The sequence below is a fragment of the Natrinema sp. HArc-T2 genome (genome assembly GCF_041821085.1).
Classification (GTDB): domain Archaea; phylum Halobacteriota; class Halobacteria; order Halobacteriales; family Natrialbaceae; genus Natrinema.
Genome location: NZ_JBGUAZ010000003.1, coordinates 28281 through 46176 on the forward strand (window position 1 = coordinate 28281; position 17896 = coordinate 46176).

At 56.6% G+C, this 17896-nt stretch carries 16 protein-coding genes and 1 pseudogene; 9 read left to right on the plus strand and 8 right to left on the minus strand.

The annotated features are described in order from the left end of the window. Positions 1-84: 84 nt before the first annotated feature. Entirely contained in the window at positions 85-300 is a 216-nt protein-coding gene (locus tag ACERI1_RS07765) for a helix-turn-helix transcriptional regulator (RefSeq protein WP_373617527.1), read from the minus strand. A gap of 203 nt (positions 301-503) precedes the next feature. On the opposite strand from ACERI1_RS07765, the gene ACERI1_RS07770 reads away from it, so the two are divergent. The 6 genes from ACERI1_RS07770 (at position 504) to ACERI1_RS07795 (ending at position 9094) form a co-directional block, all read left to right on the plus strand. Then, the gene (locus ACERI1_RS07770; protein ID WP_373617528.1) at positions 504-878 is read left to right on the plus strand and encodes a hypothetical protein; all 375 of its coding nucleotides are present in this window, start codon (positions 504-506) and stop codon (positions 876-878) included. 106 nt (positions 879-984) lie between these two features. Further along, positions 985-1227, plus strand: coding sequence for a hypothetical protein (locus tag ACERI1_RS07775; protein WP_373617529.1), 243 nt, complete (start codon positions 985-987; stop codon positions 1225-1227). Then, positions 1220-2137 (plus strand): hypothetical protein, encoded by a 918-nt coding sequence (locus tag ACERI1_RS07780; RefSeq protein WP_373617530.1) that lies wholly within the window; start codon positions 1220-1222, stop codon positions 2135-2137. Before ACERI1_RS07775 ends, ACERI1_RS07780 begins: the two co-directional genes overlap by 8 nt. Before the next feature lie 953 nt (positions 2138-3090). Next, complete coding sequence (locus tag ACERI1_RS07785; protein ID WP_373617531.1) at positions 3091-6324, plus strand: tubulin-like doman-containing protein; 3234 nt, start codon at positions 3091-3093, stop codon at positions 6322-6324. Further along, the gene (locus ACERI1_RS07790; RefSeq protein ID WP_373617532.1) at positions 6321-7775 is read left to right on the plus strand and encodes a hypothetical protein; all 1455 of its coding nucleotides are present in this window, start codon (positions 6321-6323) and stop codon (positions 7773-7775) included. Before ACERI1_RS07785 ends, ACERI1_RS07790 begins: the two co-directional genes overlap by 4 nt. A 5-nt stretch (positions 7776-7780) precedes the next feature. Next, entirely contained in the window at positions 7781-9094 is a 1314-nt protein-coding gene (locus tag ACERI1_RS07795; RefSeq protein WP_373617533.1) for a hypothetical protein, read from the plus strand. A gap of 32 nt (positions 9095-9126) precedes the next feature. Here ACERI1_RS07795 and ACERI1_RS07800 read toward each other — a convergent pair. Together ACERI1_RS07800 and ACERI1_RS07805 are read right to left on the minus strand one after the other, a co-directional pair. Beyond that, positions 9127-9342 (minus strand): annotated as a pseudogene (locus tag ACERI1_RS07800) (PemK-like protein); the annotation flags it as partial. Next, positions 9339-9698: a MarR family transcriptional regulator gene (locus tag ACERI1_RS07805; protein WP_373617534.1), complete on the minus strand. Its 360-nt coding sequence runs from the start codon at positions 9696-9698 to the stop codon at positions 9339-9341. The pseudogene ACERI1_RS07800 and the gene ACERI1_RS07805, both read right to left, overlap by 4 nt. Before the next feature lie 167 nt (positions 9699-9865). On the opposite strand from ACERI1_RS07805, the gene ACERI1_RS07810 reads away from it, so the two are divergent. From ACERI1_RS07810 to ACERI1_RS07820, 3 genes are all read left to right on the plus strand, one after another. Further along, positions 9866-10078, plus strand: coding sequence for a hypothetical protein (locus ACERI1_RS07810; RefSeq protein WP_373617535.1), 213 nt, complete (start codon positions 9866-9868; stop codon positions 10076-10078). A gap of 1403 nt (positions 10079-11481) precedes the next feature. Further along, the gene (locus tag ACERI1_RS07815) at positions 11482-11916 is read left to right on the plus strand and encodes a hypothetical protein (RefSeq protein ID WP_373617536.1); all 435 of its coding nucleotides are present in this window, start codon (positions 11482-11484) and stop codon (positions 11914-11916) included. Positions 11917-11957: 41 nt separating this feature from the next. After that, positions 11958-12737: a hypothetical protein gene (locus tag ACERI1_RS07820; protein WP_373617537.1), complete on the plus strand. Its 780-nt coding sequence runs from the start codon at positions 11958-11960 to the stop codon at positions 12735-12737. 139 nt (positions 12738-12876) lie between these two features. Here ACERI1_RS07820 and ACERI1_RS07825 read toward each other — a convergent pair whose 3' ends face one another. The 5 genes from ACERI1_RS07825 to ACERI1_RS07845 all read right to left on the minus strand — a co-directional run bounded on the left by ACERI1_RS07825 (position 12877) and on the right by ACERI1_RS07845 (position 17868). Continuing rightward, positions 12877-13161, minus strand: a complete 285-nt coding sequence (locus tag ACERI1_RS07825; RefSeq protein ID WP_373617538.1) for a hypothetical protein — start codon at positions 13159-13161, stop codon at positions 12877-12879. A gap of 137 nt (positions 13162-13298) precedes the next feature. Then, a complete protein-coding gene (locus ACERI1_RS07830; protein ID WP_373617539.1) occupies positions 13299-13481 on the minus strand; it encodes an HVO_0649 family zinc finger protein in 183 nt (60 codons plus the stop codon). A 63-nt stretch (positions 13482-13544) separates the two neighbouring features. Continuing rightward, entirely contained in the window at positions 13545-14681 is a 1137-nt protein-coding gene (locus ACERI1_RS07835) for a hypothetical protein (protein ID WP_373617540.1), read from the minus strand. Positions 14682-14698: 17 nt separating this feature from the next. Next, on the minus strand, positions 14699-16783 hold the full coding sequence (locus ACERI1_RS07840; RefSeq protein ID WP_373618150.1) for a VirB4 family type IV secretion system protein: 2085 nt from the start codon (positions 16781-16783) through the stop codon (positions 14699-14701). A gap of 29 nt (positions 16784-16812) precedes the next feature. After that, positions 16813-17868 (minus strand): hypothetical protein, encoded by a 1056-nt coding sequence (locus ACERI1_RS07845; protein ID WP_373617541.1) that lies wholly within the window; start codon positions 17866-17868, stop codon positions 16813-16815. Positions 17869-17896: the final 28 nt, after the last annotated feature.

Sequence of the window (17896 nt, forward strand, 5' to 3'; positions counted from 1 at the left end):
CATAATGGATGACACTGAAAAAAACTTTCAATTATCTGTATCAGACAACGCTCTCTACAGAGGTATTAATCCTCGGTACTGGTGTCAGTCGCTTTTCCGAGGGTCATCAATAAGTTCGAACAGCCGAGTACCATCATGAACACACTCGACGTAGCCAGCAGCTTCAAGAACCTCAAGGCGGTTGTAGACGGTATTTCTCGAATAACCGGTCCAATCTACTAATGCACCCTTCGTTACTCGACCACCTTTTAATTCGTCGAGGATCGCCTCGTCGGCGGGTCTGAGATCATCAGGATCCATCGATTTGTTTTCTTATGTAGCCGCCATGTGCATATATTCCACTAGTACGCATTTAGACTTGTTGTTAAGAATTGTATATAAGCATGTGCAGATTGCACAAGAGCTAAGGTAGAACCTTTCCTATTAGATAGCAAGTACGGGATGCCTCAGTAGAATATGAGGCCGGTGTTTCAGGCACCGACCCCGTGCTGGAGCAACCAGCAATGGCAACTACAACATCGACTGCAGTAGACGTTTCGGATGGACAGCAAGACGACATCGTCCTCGAGCAATCGGGAAGCTACTACGGCTACCTCGGAGAAGACGGAGAAGGCTTCCACCACCACGTCGATGAGGCCACGAACACCGTCTACGTGACGCCAGATCGCGCGGAACGATTCCTGCCCGACAATGCAGGACTGTACTGGTTCCGCGTCCGTGGCGAACTAGACCACACAGAAAAACTCGAGCAAGAAGAGGACCGCGACAGATGGATCGCGTACGTTGACTCGATTAGAGGCTGGACAGACCGTCCGGTTCACATTGACGTCACGGAGATCTTCGCCGCGATGCACGCAGCGCGAGGTGATCGGCGATGACTGACGAACGCCGAGTCACAATCACGCTCGAACTCGAGTATCCAATCACCCCCGGAGATCTCGAACGCGCCTACTGCGAACTTCTCGAGCGAGTGGAGGTGGACCAATGAGAGACGGATTCTCTCTTCAGTGGACGCCCGTCCATGGCCCGATGCGAAAGGTCGTCTTCGAACCACAACTCGAGGGCGAATACGCGTGGGCGCGCATCGAGTTCGAACTCTGCGAGTCGCAGTGGCGAGAAGTCGGGATCGAGTACCTCGAGGAACTTTCGATCGTCAGTGACGACGGAAATGAAACCGCGCCATCCCACACTCAACCCCGCCTGAACGGAGGCGACACCGATGAGTAGTCTCCCCAAATACGGTGAGGTCGACATTGACACCCTCGCAGAAATGATCGAGCACCTCCAAGAACAAAACAGACACCTCATCGAGCGCGTCGACACGCTCGAGGCCGACCTCGAACAAACCAAAGACCAACTCGAGGGCCTCGAAACTGAGAAAGCAGACCTCCAGGAGACGAACGAACGCCTTCGCGACCGTCTCAATGACTGCGAACAGGAGACTACTCGGCTTGACGCGCTCACAGATGCCGCGCGCAAGCGATCGGGAGTGAACAAACAGCGGATCGAGGAACTCCAAGCCCGCGAACTCGAGAAAGGTGCGCACCTCCTCACAGAGACCGTCGATCATCACGAGATCGATATCGACGGCGATCACCTCGAGCGGATCACCAAAGACGACAGCCACACCTACTATCGGCTCCCCGAGTCGGACGACCCACTCGACCACGGTGGGAACGTCGCACTTGCTCATGGTGACCTGCTTCCGATTCAGCAACTCTCCCGCATGGACGAGGAGATGCTTCGCTCGACGGCGAATGCGGTGCCAACACGGCTCGCTGCAAGGCTGTGGAAAGCACGTGCTGATTCGAACGTCGGTGACAACCCCTGGGAATCCGGGTGCAAGGGAACCAAGGAGTACGTCAAAGCGAGCGACCTGAAACACTGGATCCGCCGACAGGAGCCCGGCACAAGCGAGACGTATGCAAAGAAACTCGTCTCCCGGACGATCGACGCCGCACTTGATCTTTCGAATCATCGTGTTGCGGTTCGCAAACGGACTGAGCGAAAGAACGGTCTCGAGTACACCGAACGCCGGCTCGTACTCCCCACCGATGCAGAGATCCCCGGTGAGACACCGAACGCGAGCGAACCAGACCAGTCCCCGGAGACAGCTGGCGTCCACGGTTCACCGTAGACACCGAGAAAAACACAGCCTCGAGAGAGGCTACATCTCTCAGCACACAGCACCCACACATCACGCAGGCGGTTGGTTAGGAGGTTGGGTAGCTATAGGTGGGGCTCTCGAGCGGTCCTCGGCGGTCACTTCCGAATACGGTCTCGAGCATCCTACCGGAGACGACAGTTGTCCATAGACGTCTTGACTGTATCCTTCTATTTGTGGACGGAGTGACAACCGTACTTGCTTATCACGCAAGTATGAGGATGAACGGCACCGCTCGTCGCGGTCGCGAGCGTTGCAGCCGCGGCCACGCAGGCCGCCATGGAGGGATGAGGCGACGGCGGTACGAATTGGCAGGTCGCGGCGGCCACGCTTCCTCACTGGTGTCAGTCGCGACGCTGGCTCACGCTGGCGTGCGCTCGTCGATCAGCCACACTTGATCCGCAGTGATCGCGCCGTCGTCGTGGTCGGCGAAAAACGACGCCGTGGCGTCCGATGAGTGTACGGCGGCATCATGTTTTTGTTCCAAAAGAGTATCGTCCGACTCGCACTGTCACCACACTTGCACGCCCAGCATTCCATAAGCGTCACAGATCACCGCGTCGTTTCCCTTGAGGCGACCCCGCCGCAATCTCCTCTCACAAAACATACACGTTCGTTCCTCAAGGGCTGCAAGCACAGGGTGGCTGCCTACAGCGCCGTCCGGTAATTGCATCTCGTTGGCACCATGTCATGATCTGCTATAGTCTTTTTTTTTTGATGACTTGATATTTATCTGTTATTTCTCTCTTGACACCAATCACAATCACCTCAGACTGGTGCTTCTGTCTACCAATCATGTTACCAGTCAGCACGCCACATCGTTCGATCCCGGAATTTAACGGTTGGCTGGTGCGCCTTCGTCGTTCGGTTCTGCCAAAAAATATAAGTATTACTGAAATAACGTTCCAGTGAAAACATAGAATCAAATGAATTTACCAGGAAGAATATTTTCAGTCGGTGGTGCCGGAAAAGAGATCGCTCTTGAGTTGCTCGAGTCGGAATGGGTACTCCGGGAGATCCTCCAGCCACGACCGAATCCACAAACGGTACGAGTGACGGTTCTCGATACGGCCGAAGAGGAAGAAAACAGCGACCGCGAGCGGATCGCAGAGATCCGCGAGCAGGTTGCAACCCTGAAATCGGAACTTCGAGAGACGGGAACCGGTCGACCCGGTGATGTCACGATCGAGTATAAGATGATCACGCGAAACATCCAGCTCAACGATCAGAACGATCTGATCGGAGAGGCCGCTGTACCCCGCATCACGGCCGGGAACGGCATGGATGAAGACGACTGGTGGGTCGACGAACAACACATCAACGAGAACCTCGATTTTGCGACCGGCGTCGTCCGGAAACGCGGACTGGGGAAGGCGATGTACTACAAAGCCTACGCCGAGGACGACGAGCTATCGACGTACATCGACCTCCCCGACAAAGGGAAAGTCGCCGTCCTCGCCGGTCTCGGTGGTGGGACCGGGTCCGGAATCGTGATCGACCTCGCGCGTCACTTACAGCAGAAACAGCGGACGGCGGAGATCACACTGTTTGGCATTCTCCCGAACCACACTGAGGGGATCCGCGAAAACGCGAACGCCTACGCCGCCCTCTCAGAACTCGAGTATCTCAACCTCATTAATGAACCCGCGTTCAAGGATCGGATCCTGCTTCCGATCGACCCGACCGGGTTCGACGGGAAAGGGGGGAACAAAATACAGAACAGCCAACTCCTTCAGGAGTTTGACGAGGCGATCGTCTACCTGATGGCCGCCTACTACAACACCGTCGGGACTGAGGACCCGTTCGCGGACTCGCCGACGTACGCACCGTTTACCATCGGAATTCCGCAGATCCTCCGATACAACGTCGAGGCGATCAACGAGGGGCGGACCGCGCTCCGTGACATCCTCACCGCCAAGGAAGAAGCCGTCCAAGCCGAACGCGACATCTACGCACAGATCGAGCGGTTCCTCGACGATCAGTACGGAGGCCCGAGCGGCGGTGGACTCCGAGATCTCGACCGTGCAGACCTGAACGGGCGACTCGACGACTTCCGATCGCTTCTCGATTTCGAGCTGTTCAACGAACTCGAGTACGAGTCTGTCTCGATCTTCTCGGAGATCGTCTCCGACGCCGAGGCGGAAAGCGAGGATGTCTCGGAAAAGATCGACATCATCTCAGGCTCGCTTCGCGCGGTCGATACGGCCGGCCAGCAGGCCGGGCGGTTCGTCGACAACATCGACGAGACCCTCGCCGAAGTACTTGAGGCGGACCTGAAGGCCATCGTCCAGCGCCACCGGCTGCTCGTCCAGAAACAATCGATCGACGACAGCCGCGTCAGGGACGCCGTCGAGTACCTGATCAACAGCGACGACGGCAGCGGCAACGCCGGCGTGAAGCTCAATCGGCTCGAGACGCAGCTCAGCGACATCGACGACCAGCGTCGCCGCCTCGAGGACGAACTCGAAGAGACCGTCGACGAACTGGAGACGCTCCAGCAACAGCAGGCCGACGAGGTCGACCGGAAGGTCCGCGACTGGGAACGCGATGTCAAGCCGGTACTCGACCAGTACCAGCAGATCGATATCGACGCCATCGAGAGCGAGCTCGCCGCGCTCACGCGGGAACTCGAGCAATTCCGCTCGGAGATCGTCAACGCCAGAAACGAGGACGATGTCGATCAGCTCACCAGTCAGGCGATCAGCCAGCAGCTCGACGACCTCGAGACCGTGCTCGACCGCGTCGGAATCGACTTCCACGAGCAACGCACAGACATCCAAACGTCGTTGACCGCACTGAAGGAAACGCGGAAGGCGTTCCTGACGCTGAACACCGAAGAGGGAACGCTCGAGAAACTCACGCCGTGGTCGGGCAAGACTGAGCAGGCAAAAGAGGAAGCGAACCGGAACTACCGGGTCCAAAAGAACAAACTCGACGATCGCGGCGTCTTCAGCGTCGGTCCGGCGGGCGGGTCGTTCTCCGCCGACGTCGAGTACGACCCCGAGTCGGTCATCACGGAGCTTCGCGATCGCGAACGCGACCTTGAGGGCGACATTGTCGAGGAACTGAGTCATCGACTCGACGAGTTCGAGTCGGATCTCCGCCGCGAGTTCGAGTCGGAACTCGACCATGGCGGGGAGATCGAACGCCTCCGCGCGATCGCCCAGTCGGCGTTCGAGGCCGAGATCGAGGGGACTGACGAACTGCAGGACCGGAAGGCCGAACTCGAGGCGGAACTCGAGGACCTGGAAGCGCAGTACGAGACCTACGAGCGGACGGTCGACCTGTTCGAGGAACTCAACCAGCGGCGCGAGGCGTACGCGAACCGGATCGCCGAGTTCAACCGCCAGCGGAGCGAGTACGACGACTCCGACTCGTCGACTCGAACGGTCGCGACCGAGCGCGACGAGTCGGTCTACGTCAAGAACATCAAGCCCAACGATGTCTTCCGGGCGACCGGCGATACGGCGATCGGCAACAGCGACCTGTTCGCCAGCCGGGAGGAGAACCAGCGCGTCCACAGCGCGCTCGATGACCTCATCGAGAACGTGTTCAACGAGCAGTACTCCGGGATCAAAAAGCGAAGCTTCAGCAAGGGCCGACAGCGGTACAACGACATCAAAGTCCGCGTCGGCGTGTTGAGTCAGGCGGTTCATCAGATCGAACCGAACGCGCTGGACTTTGAGAACCGGTTCAACAGCGCGTTCGATCTCGGTGCGAGCGGGAACCGGGTTGAGAACCCGTACACGAGCTGGCAACACGATATCGGCGACAGCTGGGACATCGGGGTCAGCGCGTTCATCGACGGGATCTTCCTGGACAACCTGCGGAAAATGGTCCAGGCCGACGGCTACCGCTCGGGCTACGAAAAACGGCGGTCCGAGCTGGACGACGACATCCTCATTCACCACAACCACGGCCTCGAGGACGGCTTCTACGTCCGTCGCAGTGAGATGCTCAACATGGAAAGCGACGAAGACGTCGGTTTCTACCTGCAGGACGAGCCCGATATCGTACAGGGGCTGTTGGACGAGTACGTCGAGCGCATCCCCGTCTTCGACGACGACGATGACGGCGACGACGGCGGGGACGACAGGGCGCCCGCCAACGAACGAGCGGGCGCGGGCGAGTCGTACGAATACAGCGGAGGTGTAAAATGATCGGCGCCACGATCGCCTCGCTGCGGCAGCATCAGGAGAAGTTGTCGCTGTTCGGCTACTTCGTCGTGATGCTCTTGCTGACGCTTCCGCTGGCAACGATGCTCGGGTCGGCCTACGAGGGCGGGAAGCTCACACGGGAGCTCATCAACGTCCATCTCCTCGTCGACGTGATCGACCTCGAGGGCGTGAGCGTGTTCTTCCTCGGTATCTTCGTGGGACTGCTCGTCCTCCTGACGATCGATCCGAAGAAACGCTGGCAGGGGTATCTCCTCTGGATCGGACTCGTGATTTCGCTGCTCGGGCTCCAGTCGATGGGGCTTTTCATTCCGAACATCGAGTTCACCGCGTCGACGAACCTCACATGGCTCGGCGTCGGGGTCTTGCTCGGGCTCTTTCTCGGCGGCGGCCGAAAGCTGCTCCGGACCCGGACCGCCGAAGCGCTCGAGTTCCGCCGAGCGGCCAAAGGGATCTACTACATCGTCACCCTGCTGATACTCGGCTCGCTGATCGAGACGCATCTGATCTATCCGCAGCTGCTCGAGGTCTCGTCTAGCGGCGTCGAGGTGGTGGGGACGAACGGTGACTTCGCCGTCGAAAGCGATGGGCTCGTCCGGAACGCGGTCCTCAGCGGGATCTTCGTGTTTACCGTTAGACGGTTCATCCAGTACGACGCCGAGGAGGACTTCTTTGTCCTCGGGCCGCGTGCGTCCGGCAAAAGCCTGTTTCTCATCGGCGCGTATCTCGAGGCCCTGAACCGCGGCCAGGAGGACGAGGCGACACAACAGACGCCGCTCCAGCCGAGCCAGGACCTGATGGAAATGGTCGAAAACCTAGACCAGCGCGCCGAGGGATGGCTCATCGAGGCAACCGGTCGCGGCGAGATCAAGGACCTCAAGTTCCAGTACGTCCACGGCTCGACGTTCCCGAAGAACGTGAATGTCTCGAGCATCGACTACGCGGGGGAATATCTGGGTCGGTTACCGGATGCCCTCTCAGGCGCGGTCACCGACGACGAGGCCGACAACACGCTGCTACGGCTGGCGGAGGAGGTCGAAGAGGCAGACACCCTCATTCTGCTGGTCGACCTCGAACGGCTCGTCAGCAATGAACCGCTCGAGATCTCAGAATACTTCAGCATCCTACAGGCCGCCAACGATATGGGCGTGTTCATCGTCGCGACGAAAGCTGACGTCTTCGTCGAGGATTTCCGAGCGGAGCACGGGATCGAACCACACCTCGCGTACGACGACTTCAAGGACTACGTCGGGCAGCGGCTTCGACAGAGCAAGGAGGTCGATAGCCTCATTCGGCAGACTGCGGGTGCGGAGATCCATCCAGTCTACTACCAGACGACCGTCAACGACAATGGCGACCGCGTGCCGATGCGTGACGAGACGGGATCGGTGATGACGATCGGCTTCGATCGACTGCTGGACGAACTTGGACGGTGAGACTAATGACGGAGTTAACAATATACGATTCACACGGCAATCCGTACGGCGAGTCAGGACGGGGACGACCGGACGAGCGGATAGAGAACTTCTTTTTCGGAGGAGTCAAGCTGTATCTTAAGAGAGGTTCCCAGACCGAACTCGTTGTGTTCTTCCGTGCCCGCGAGTCGAACGTCGGTCGAGCTGAACAATTCTACGCCGTCTACAGGACTCGCCAAACGAGCAACCTGTTCGAGCAGTTCAAATCCGATCTCCGCCATCGGGTCGAGACTGAACACGGTATGTCTCTCGAGACCTCGTCCGACGACGTCGCGGTGTACTCCGCGCTCGGGGAGGGACACTCGTCCGTTCCAGGTTCGGAGTTCAACCACGAACTTATCTCGAGCCTGCTGCGGTCGGGGAACCGGTTGCGGTTCGGCGTCTCCTCCCCGAGGAAAGCACTCGCGCTGTGTTCGAAGTTCCTTCAGGGATCGGCACAGCGGGTCGCGATCGCCGACAACACTGACATCGATGAACTCGCAAATTGCGACCTCGCTGTCGAGGTCGGCAGCCATCGGGGACTCGAACCGCTGGGCGATACCCAGCGCCTGATGGACGAACAGCGCCGCAGGATGGAGGGAAAACTTGTCAACGAGAAGGTCTCGACGATCAAAGGGGAGATCCAGGATCTGCGGAGCAAAACGAGCAAGAGTGATACACAGATCAGGAATCGGATCAAACGCGAGCTCTCTATCTTCGAGACACCGCCACCACCGTCGAACAACGACAGTCCGTTCGACGCACTTTCGAAAGTGAGTCGCACCCAGAAGATCGCCGTGGGTGCCATCGGTGTCGTCGTCCTGATATCCCTGATTGCGGTTGTCGCCGCGGGCGTACTCGGGGCCCCGCTCCCGTTCGTCGGACCGCTCGGCTTCCTCGGCGACGGCTCCGAGTCGGGTGCAGACGGCTCAGACACCGAACTCGAGATCACTACCGTTGGCGGTGTCGCGGTCGATAATCTCACAGAAGAGAATGGAACAAAACAGGTCCAACTGTTGAACGGTACTCTGAACGTCTCCGGGACGACGAACCAGGACGTAGTTCGGGCGACATTCAACCCGACTGGAAGGAACGATACCATCACAGCTCGCGAGACCGTACAAAACGAGTCGTTCGATGTGACGCTGTCCGACCTCGAGCCTGAGGAAGGTGAGCTGAAAATAGAAGCCGGAACCGACAACGACTCCACATTCGAATCGGAGGCCAACGAGTCGAAGACAATTAATCTCATCGCCGGAGGCCAAGACGGAGACGGAACACAAGACGAGGATACCACGTGAACTACCCCACTCTACTCACTCACGGCTAACGCCGTTCGCTCCTCGAGTGGCTCGCCTTCGTAGTCTTTGTCGCGGAGCGTGAGCGATTCTTCGTGGTAAGCCTTCGTGGAGATTAGGACGGTGATCAGCTGTATGCCGTGGTTCGGGAACCGAGGTGTTCCCAGAACGAGCATCGGACGACCTTTGTCCGAGAGTGGATCAGTCCCCCAGATAATGTCGCTGCGTTCCAGTTCCTCGAACGCGGTCACCGCACTTCCTCCATCTCGTCAGTTTTCAACTCCTCGAGATGTTCCTCGCCGTACTGCTCGTCTGCAGTCTGGTGGTGCTGGTGAAGCCGGTAGGCGGCCCGAAGGCGGTCCTTGTTGTCTGTGATCGCCCAGTACGGGCGCTTGTGTCGCACAAGACCTCGTTCCTTCAGTCGCGAGAGAATCGCACTGACGGCGTCCGTATCTAGATCGAGTTGTTCAGCAATCGTCGCCGCCTTCCACGCCCGGTCGTCGTTCTCGTCGAGGAACAGCACGATCCGCTCAGTGTCGTTTCGCTCCTCGAATTCGTCGTCGTCGGCGTTCTCGAACTCGTCGATATCGATGGTGCCGCTCGACATAAACCACTGTTGGTACCATGGGAGGATAGCTGTTTGGGTGTTTGTTACAGGAAGAGTACACTCACATCTGATTCAATCAAACGTCTCCCCTCTGCCACTCACAGCCGTTGGTCACAAGCCGGTTCCTTACCGATACATTCAAAAGATAAATGGTGGAATACTAACCAGTGGCCAATATCGAACTCGACCTTGATGATGAGATAATTTTGGTTGAGGACCACGACCAGCAACAGCAACTCCTAGCCACAAAGAGCGGCAATACATGGCGTGTGCTCGAGGGGCCAATCAACGAATCGAACCAACTCGCAAATCGCACAACCGTGAATACGCCCACACAGGCTCTCGTCGAAACGTTGCGGTGGCTTGCTGAAGACGACTGAAGAGAATCATGTCCGAACAGCCATCCAAGTGAAGAAAATCCAGCAGTGGATGGTGTCCTCCGACGAATCAACTAGTGCGAACCAAGCTTCTCAGAGAGATACAGATACCGCCGTCTGGTGCAGGTTCTTTGGCCCAGGCGTGAGCTCTCACTCAAGGTTTGTGTATGCTCTCGAGTTGCACCAACCAAGTCAGACGTGACGATACACGACTTACTGGCCGTTCGTTCGGCTCTGCGACCGTATCGTACATCTCGATCGGCTAGCGAGCAAGTGTTCGGGTCGACCGTCGCTCCACATCGCACACCGGCACGGTGTCACACAGAAGTCTGACTGACATTTTTAGACGATAGTATGGTTACGACTTCTATGGCGACATCAGACTCAGCACCCACCCGAACGGAAACTGGCCCACGGTCTGTCAGTGAGACTCTCCGATCGACACGACCCGCAATGACCATGGTTCGCCTCGTTTCGTACCTGAAACGGTGGCTGGTGTATCTCCTAGCCGTGTGCTGGCCAGGTACCGGCCACCTCTACCGGCGCCACTGGACGCGCGGCTGCAGTTGGGCAGCGCTATACGGAGCGGCCCTCTTGTTTCTCAGCTCCGGTACAATCCTCGCCGCGGGTTCGGTTACTGAACCGCTTCTTGTCACCGCACTCCGCCTCGAGACGGTCGCCTTCGGCGATGTGGCTATGCCGCTCACTGTGCTCGTTTGTAGTGTACTTGACCTCACCACGCTCGACAAATCGAACTAGCGAACTGGGAGCACGATAGTATCGGGGACTTCGGAGCCGCTCTCTCCCAATAGACACGCTCAACTACGGAAGTGCCCCGACTTGTACTCGGGTACGCGCGAGTCGGAAACCAATGCTGCTCTGCGTCGATGGCGGCCTCTCACTCGATCTCATATTCGGAAATCGTGTCGGCCTCACACCGAGGACAGCGGGTAGCTGACGCTGAGACCTCGGTACCACACCGGCGACACTCACGGATGATTGACTCCGTAGTCCCGAAAAACAGTGATTTGGCCAGTTCTTTCATTCCACACACTGTGTGATAGCAGCGTCAGACATACATAAAGAACCATACTATATTATCAAGATTAGATAACCAAGTGTGTAGCGATTGTCGTTTCATTCTCGTCTTAAACAGTCGTTGTTGGATCAAATAACTCGCAGCTATGTTCGGCAACTACTGCAAAGGACGGATTCCTTGCTTAGCTTTCGGTAGACGGCAGGGACTCCCGCTATTTGGGATAGGAACCGACACACATCGTCCGGCAGCATTTCTAGACTGTATCGAACTCTCCCTCGAGACTACTCTCCATCATTCAACCCTGGCAGTTACACGCCACTTACTGAAGCCAACAGCTGTCGACCGGCCACACGACCGGCACAAACCGATGGCACCCGCAATCGCTCACTTCCTCGTCGGCGCATCGCTGCTGTTGTTGCTCACGATACCGATCGCGCTTCGATACCGACTGGCGCCGTGGATACCGCTATGGCTCGTCGCACTCGGTGGCCTCTGGGGCCTGATACCCGATATCCATCATATCGCACCCGTCTACGAGATTGAGTTGCGCGCATTCCACGACTCGCCCTTGGTGGACCTCTTCGCGTTCCACTATACGCTCGATCGGCCAGCTGTCCGCGCACAGTATACTGCGAGCGTCTTCGGATCAATCCTGGGCTTTCTCGGTGCCGTTACGACATTTATGATAGCCACAGTGCTGCGTACCCGGACCAACCTTACTGATACAGCCTCCCCACACCTCGTCGCGCTGAGCGAGGCATTGCTTCTCCTCTTGTTGTTTGTCGCCGCTACGAGCAGCTGACCTCCCGAAAGCACTTACCAGTCGTGTTAAAAGACATGTTAATGAAACGACGAACACTTCTCGCTGCGGTCTCCACGGGCACGGCTACAGTCGCTGGCTGTACTGGGAAATTGGATGGGAGTACAAATGACACAGAGGGATCGGGTCGCCCGGATGGTGATGAGAACGCCGAAAGGGAGTATGAGGAGTGTGGTACAGGAGAACTAGCAGATGAGGATGAAGATGTCGGAAGGCAATATGAGGAGTGTAATCACAGGATCCTTCATTATAGGATTTTGCCGGAGGATGTCAAGACCGAGGTTGATACGGCATTTAATCAAGGCCATTACGAGAGCGATGGGGAGTTGCTATGGGAGCAGGTTGCTGGACCGGGAGTTGAGGCGCTTGAGCGGGATGGTTTGCACTATGCTCCACAAGTGAACGTTGACAACGGTGTTCACGTCCTCCATTTTCAGGAGATAACGCCACAGTATAATTCAACAAAATATCTTACTGTTCATAGCGTGCCGGAAGCGCCACTGGAACTCTCAATAACCGTCACGGATACCGAAGGGATAGTTCTTGAAGAGACAGATCTCACTATCCAAGAGAGAGACAGTGACCAGAAGGTGCCGGTCGCCAGTGAATTTGGGACATATCTGGTTGAGGTTACGGTCGAAGACTGGGGGAGTGTGACTGAGGAGTTGACGCTTGGTTCTTCTCCTGAGGAGATGCTTTTAGCGATTAGGGAAGGTGACAAAGAAGACTCATCTTTTTCTATATCAATACAGACAAGCGCAGACGATGGTTACGCTGCCTGTCCCTGGGAACAATCAATCTAGTAAGGTTGGATAGGGTAGCCATTGAGTGACTCAGGGTTGATCAGATGAACCCTCTTCGTCAGATGTGAGGCGAGTGCTGAACATGCGATTTTTACACTGTTTCTGAAATATAATGGCTATTTTATCAGGACATCAAAGACTATTGTTGCTCATTTTGAAACCAAGTAGCAATAGATTTGAGTTCATCCTTCCGGAAGGGGGTCTCTGCCTTGTCTGAGTCATCTTCATCTAACATACCGATTTTCCAAAGAATCCCAGCTCGCATCTGTGACTTAGGAGGTAGACGGTTCGAGTCAATCTCGTAGTCCACAGCCCCACAAATTGCAGCAAGGGCTTCTTTCGTGAAGGCAGTAGATTCCTGACGTTCGTATCGCCCCACAGCCAGTCGGATCTCGTTCCGCAGGTCGTCAACAGTTTGTGACACAATGACAATAATGTGCGGCCTCGTCGTGTATATTTCGGCTGTGCGTCGAACGCTTTGCTACTCAGCCTAACGAAAACGCTACTCGAGAAGCAACACCGTCTGGGTGCGTATTCTTCATCTCAACCTGCGATCCATCCTCACTTGAGATTGAACGTGTGCTCTCGAGTCGCACCACAACTGGGGCAGACGTGACGATACACGACTTGCTGGCCATTCGTTCGACTCTCCCAGTTGCCCTCTTCGTCCACATACCCACAATCGGGACATTTCTTCTCCGTCGTTTCGTACCGTCGTCGAACACGCTCGAGCACTGTTGTCATATAGCGCGCTACGGCTGTTATAAAGAAAAAACGAGTTGGTGACTTTGACCACCGCCTCGTTTGCTATCGCCTAAGAATTCCTCGCAGCCGACGAACGAAAGACTTCGACTGCGTCTCTCTCGAGGATTCGGTCTCCTCTTCGCTAGTCACTGGCCTCCCCTCATACGTCTCGAGTCGCCGCTCAAGCCGTTCGATCCGCGCAGTCTTTGCCTCCAGTTCTTTCTCGAGAGACGTCGTCTGCTTTCGAAGCAGGGAGACCCTCTCTTTGAGGTACACATGCTCACGATCTCGCGACGACCCGACTCTCTGAGCCTCTACCTCACTCTCAGACGGCTCGTAGAACTCAGAGGTGTGTGCAATTGCTCGAGCAATCGTCTTCTCACCATACGTCGAACCATCCGCGTAGTGTTCCTCTCCCCACTTCGGACGGTCCAACTTAGACCGCCGAAACAATCGATCCATCTGTCCGGCGTGACCACCAGTCCAGAACGCAAGCAAACAACACAGCGCCATATCCGCTTCCGACTGGCTCGTATACCCGACAGTCGACCCGTTCCAGAGACGTTCGAACTTATCCCCATTCGCCGCATTTCGAGCCTTCTCGAGTAACTCGTTGTCCGAGAGCCGAGCTTTCGAACCCGGCTCCGACGCAGGACCCTCACAAGCATCATCACCCTCCTCCCGAACGTACGCTGAATGAATCTCATCGAGTTCGCGTTGCCGAGATTCGATTTGCGTTGGCGTACCCGAGACGTGCTCGCCAGTGACGGTGAAGTATCGGGCGTGGTCGTACATCTCGATGTGGCCACGTCGATTGCGACCTGCAGGAAGTTCACCACGTATCAAGACGTGATAGCCAGTCCCCGATGGCGAGACTTCCGTATACGAATCCAGCCGACCAACGATTGCCTTCGCTTGCTCAGTTGGTTGCCCAGTATCTGGGTCACGACAGTCGTCCAGATCAATCCCAACAAATGGATCTGACTTCGTGAACACGAACCCCAGCCCATCGACCGCAGTGGAGCCCGATTCCACACACTCGAGAGCAGTCTCGAAGTCACACCATGTCCCCTCGTCTGTTGTCGACGCGAATCCTGTCGTCTGCGGATCAACCGGAACCTTCGTCGTCTCCCCGTTTCGCTCTGCTCGCCTCCAGCAGATCCACTGATCTCGAGTACACAGCGCCTCCGGGATAGTCATCTCATCACCCATATCTCTCAATCCGAAAGCCCAAGCGAGCTCTGACCACCATTCGTCACAGAGCCAGAAACACTACCAGACTGGCCCGGTAACTCAGATCGAGACTGTTCCTTCGGGTCGAAATCGATCACGGTCGTCTCGTCGTCCATCGCACGGACTTCGATGCCACGCCATTCACCGTCGACACCGACGAGCGCCTCAGAATACCCTGTCCGATCGTTCCCAGGAACAGCCTCCTGGACGAAGCGCATCTGTGCCGAATTGAGTCCGAACTCGTTGGCCCATTCACGATCCATTCCATCGAGATGGTGGAACTGCTTGATCGCACATTGGTCGATGATTGCCTCCGACTCTGGATGCTGGAAAAACTCATCAACAGTCTGCGTGACAAGCCGAATCGAGAGGTTGTGATGGCGATGATGTCGGAAGACGATCTCGAGATACTCGAGACTCGCCGCATCCTGCATGATATACCGTGCTTCGTCGATGACGAAGACGACCTCCTTGTCCGTCTCCTTTGCGCGCTCGTAGACCAGCGAGATCAGCAACTGCATGATCAAGCTCGTACTCCCGCCGAGACTCCCCTCCTGTTGGGCGAGATCTAGATAGATCACCTTCTCGTCGCGGATATCGAACGCCGTCTCCCGACCTAAGTTCTCGTAGCGACCACCCACGGCAAACGGACGCAACTGATCAATGAGCCACGTTGCGTCCTCTCGAATCTTCGTCGTCTCTTTGTCCGTCCGGACAACGTACTCCGTGGGCGTCTCCACCATCTTCTCGAGGATGTCGAGTACGTCCTGCATCGTCGGACTCTCATTGTGATGAGTTGCGATATCGTCGGTGATTCCGTTCCTCGCATACGCCTTCTCGATCGCCGTCTCCAGCGTAGTCCGTCGATCCCCGAGTGAAATCCCACGGGTCGCAAAGTAGTTCGACAAGAAACTCATCACGCTATCGAGCTTCTCCCGATACGGACTCGCATCCTCGCCCATCGCCTGCTGGACACGCTCGGGCGTGGGCTTGATCTCGAGGGGATTCAATCCCATATCACCGCCAATCGTGATTCGCTCGCCACCGACCGCCTCAGCGACACCAGCCCAGTTGTTCAATGGCTCGAGGATGATTCCAATACGATCCTCGCTCTGCTCGATCGACCGAACGAAATTCTGCTTTGAGCCGAAGGATTTGCCAGAGCCAGGATCGCCGATCGTGAACATCGCATAGCCATTCTCTCGAGCAAAGGGATCGATCACGACCGGACTCTGATTCTTCCAGTGAGCGCCGAATTCGACACCACCGTCCTCGAGAATCGTCGCATTGTGCGGCGACGCAAGCAACGCACCGATAGCACCACCTAACGCCGTCGCCTCTCGACCAAACGGATTCGGTCCCACCGGTGCTGCAGCCTGAATTGCCAGATCCTGCTTACAGATCGCTGTTTTCGGCGAGAGACCCGCTGGCTGTTCACGAAGCCGACTGCGAACCGTCCGAACATCCTCACGCAACTCATCACGGGAATCCGCACGCACCGTGATGAACATCCCCTGGTCGAAGACACGACTTCCGTTCTCGACGCTTTTGTACGTCGAGAGCGCCTCGTTCGCGCGTTCCTGTAGATAGCTCCCACGGACAGTTCGCTCGAGGTCTGCATCAGCCTGGAGATCGTCGGCAGCATGCTGGAGTTCGTCGCGAGCCTTCTGCTGGCTCTTCGGTGTGATATGCACCGTCAGATCGAACTCGATATCCGTGAGCTCGAAGAGTTCCGTCAGATAGCCGTCTTTCGGATAATCGGGATAATCAGCAATGTAGAGCGTCGATGTCCAGTGATCACCAACACGGGCAGTCCGTGTATCCCACTCGATCGCTGCCGGTGCGATGACGTGCTGGTGATTCTCTGCGATATCGTCGAGGATCTCTCCTTCATCGATGCCGTTATCCACGGTTGTCTCCTCGAGGAGATCAGCTAACTCGACCTCTTCAATCTCTTCAGTTCGCCAGTAGTCCCACGCAATCTTCACGAGAAGCGTGAGCAACGCTGTCACCCCAACGTAGAAAGCAAGCCCTGCTCGAGTTCCCGTATCAGGAAGCAAACTTTGCACCTGACCCGCAACCAAAATAACCGAATCGATCACTGGTCGGCCCTCCGTTGGTGATCCACCGCTGGATGGTCGCGAATCGCGTCTGCGCCATCGTCGTACTCGTGTTCCTCTCCGTTCCAGAAGTCCATCGAGAGAACGAACAACTCGACCGTCGTAAGCCGACGAGCAGACCATCCGGACACCTTCTGGATGAACTCCGTCTGGAGGCTGTGACATCGGTTTTCAAGCTTCTCGAACATGGCCGCTCGAATCTCTGCGTCAGTCATATCATTGCGCCGGGTCACGAACGGGTTGAACAGAAACCCAACTACAGGAAATGAGGTGAGTTTCTCTGCAGGGGAACGCTCGTCCTGATAGCGATCATAGACCTCGAACGGGTCGACTTCGACACCGATGAAATAGCGGATCTGCTGGGCACCCTCGAGATCCCGCGGTCGTTGCTCGCGATACTCCTCAAGTAACCCTCGAAAAATCGGGTTCTCCTCAACATCACTATCAGAGAGTCGCCCATCGATTCGTTCGATCAGTCTCTCCACCGGGAACGAACGAGTCGTCGCGTGGAACTTGAGTGAAAAATCGAGCTCCTTATTCGCGAACTCCTCACCGAGTTGCTGGATCTGTGCCCAATCACCAGACATCGCGAAGTCCATGTTCCCAGGATCGATCTCGAGGTAGGCCTCCATCACTCCGTCCGAACGTTCAATCGCACCAATACCGGGCCATGCACGCTTGATGTTCGTGAGATCCTGCGTTCGCTCGTCCGGTTTGAACGGCGTGTAACTTACGAGCCCACCATCAACACCCGACTCACCAGACTCGACTGCACTGTACGTGACTCGAGGCCGTTTGCAGTAGTAGCGATACACATCACCCAACCACGTCGACGCGGGAAGATGACTCGGTGATGCATAGACGACTGCACCACCTGCGACAATCCCCAGGAGCACGAACGGCAAGATCGCTCCCTCGAGCCCAATCAACCCGCCAACGAGAAGCCCCGCGATCGGGAAGCCAAGGAGAACGTATACGTCCCCCTCCTCGATATTCAGGATCGGGATTCGACTCTCTTCGCCCAGTTCATCCATGATTCGCCGGCCAGCTGCACCGCTTTCT

Excerpts from the sequence above, each read along its gene's own strand:
- ACERI1_RS07765 (WP_373617527.1), bottom strand. The coding sequence starts at position 300 with ATGGATCCTGATGATCTCAGACCCGCCGACGAGGCGATCCTCGACGAA.
- ACERI1_RS07770 (WP_373617528.1), top strand. The coding sequence starts at position 504 with ATGGCAACTACAACATCGACTGCAGTAGACGTTTCGGATGGACAGCAA.
- ACERI1_RS07775 (WP_373617529.1), top strand. The coding sequence starts at position 985 with ATGAGAGACGGATTCTCTCTTCAGTGGACGCCCGTCCATGGCCCGATG.
- ACERI1_RS07780 (WP_373617530.1), top strand. The coding sequence starts at position 1,220 with ATGAGTAGTCTCCCCAAATACGGTGAGGTCGACATTGACACCCTCGCA.
- ACERI1_RS07785 (WP_373617531.1), top strand. The coding sequence starts at position 3,091 with ATGAATTTACCAGGAAGAATATTTTCAGTCGGTGGTGCCGGAAAAGAG.
- ACERI1_RS07790 (WP_373617532.1), top strand. The coding sequence starts at position 6,321 with ATGATCGGCGCCACGATCGCCTCGCTGCGGCAGCATCAGGAGAAGTTG.
- ACERI1_RS07795 (WP_373617533.1), top strand. The coding sequence starts at position 7,781 with ATGACGGAGTTAACAATATACGATTCACACGGCAATCCGTACGGCGAG.
- ACERI1_RS07805 (WP_373617534.1), bottom strand. The coding sequence starts at position 9,698 with ATGTCGAGCGGCACCATCGATATCGACGAGTTCGAGAACGCCGACGAC.
- ACERI1_RS07815 (WP_373617536.1), top strand. The coding sequence starts at position 11,482 with ATGGCACCCGCAATCGCTCACTTCCTCGTCGGCGCATCGCTGCTGTTG.
- ACERI1_RS07820 (WP_373617537.1), top strand. The coding sequence starts at position 11,958 with ATGAAACGACGAACACTTCTCGCTGCGGTCTCCACGGGCACGGCTACA.
- ACERI1_RS07830 (WP_373617539.1), bottom strand. The coding sequence starts at position 13,481 with ATGACAACAGTGCTCGAGCGTGTTCGACGACGGTACGAAACGACGGAG.
- ACERI1_RS07835 (WP_373617540.1), bottom strand. The coding sequence starts at position 14,681 with ATGACTATCCCGGAGGCGCTGTGTACTCGAGATCAGTGGATCTGCTGG.
- ACERI1_RS07845 (WP_373617541.1), bottom strand. The coding sequence starts at position 17,868 with ATGGATGAACTGGGCGAAGAGAGTCGAATCCCGATCCTGAATATCGAG.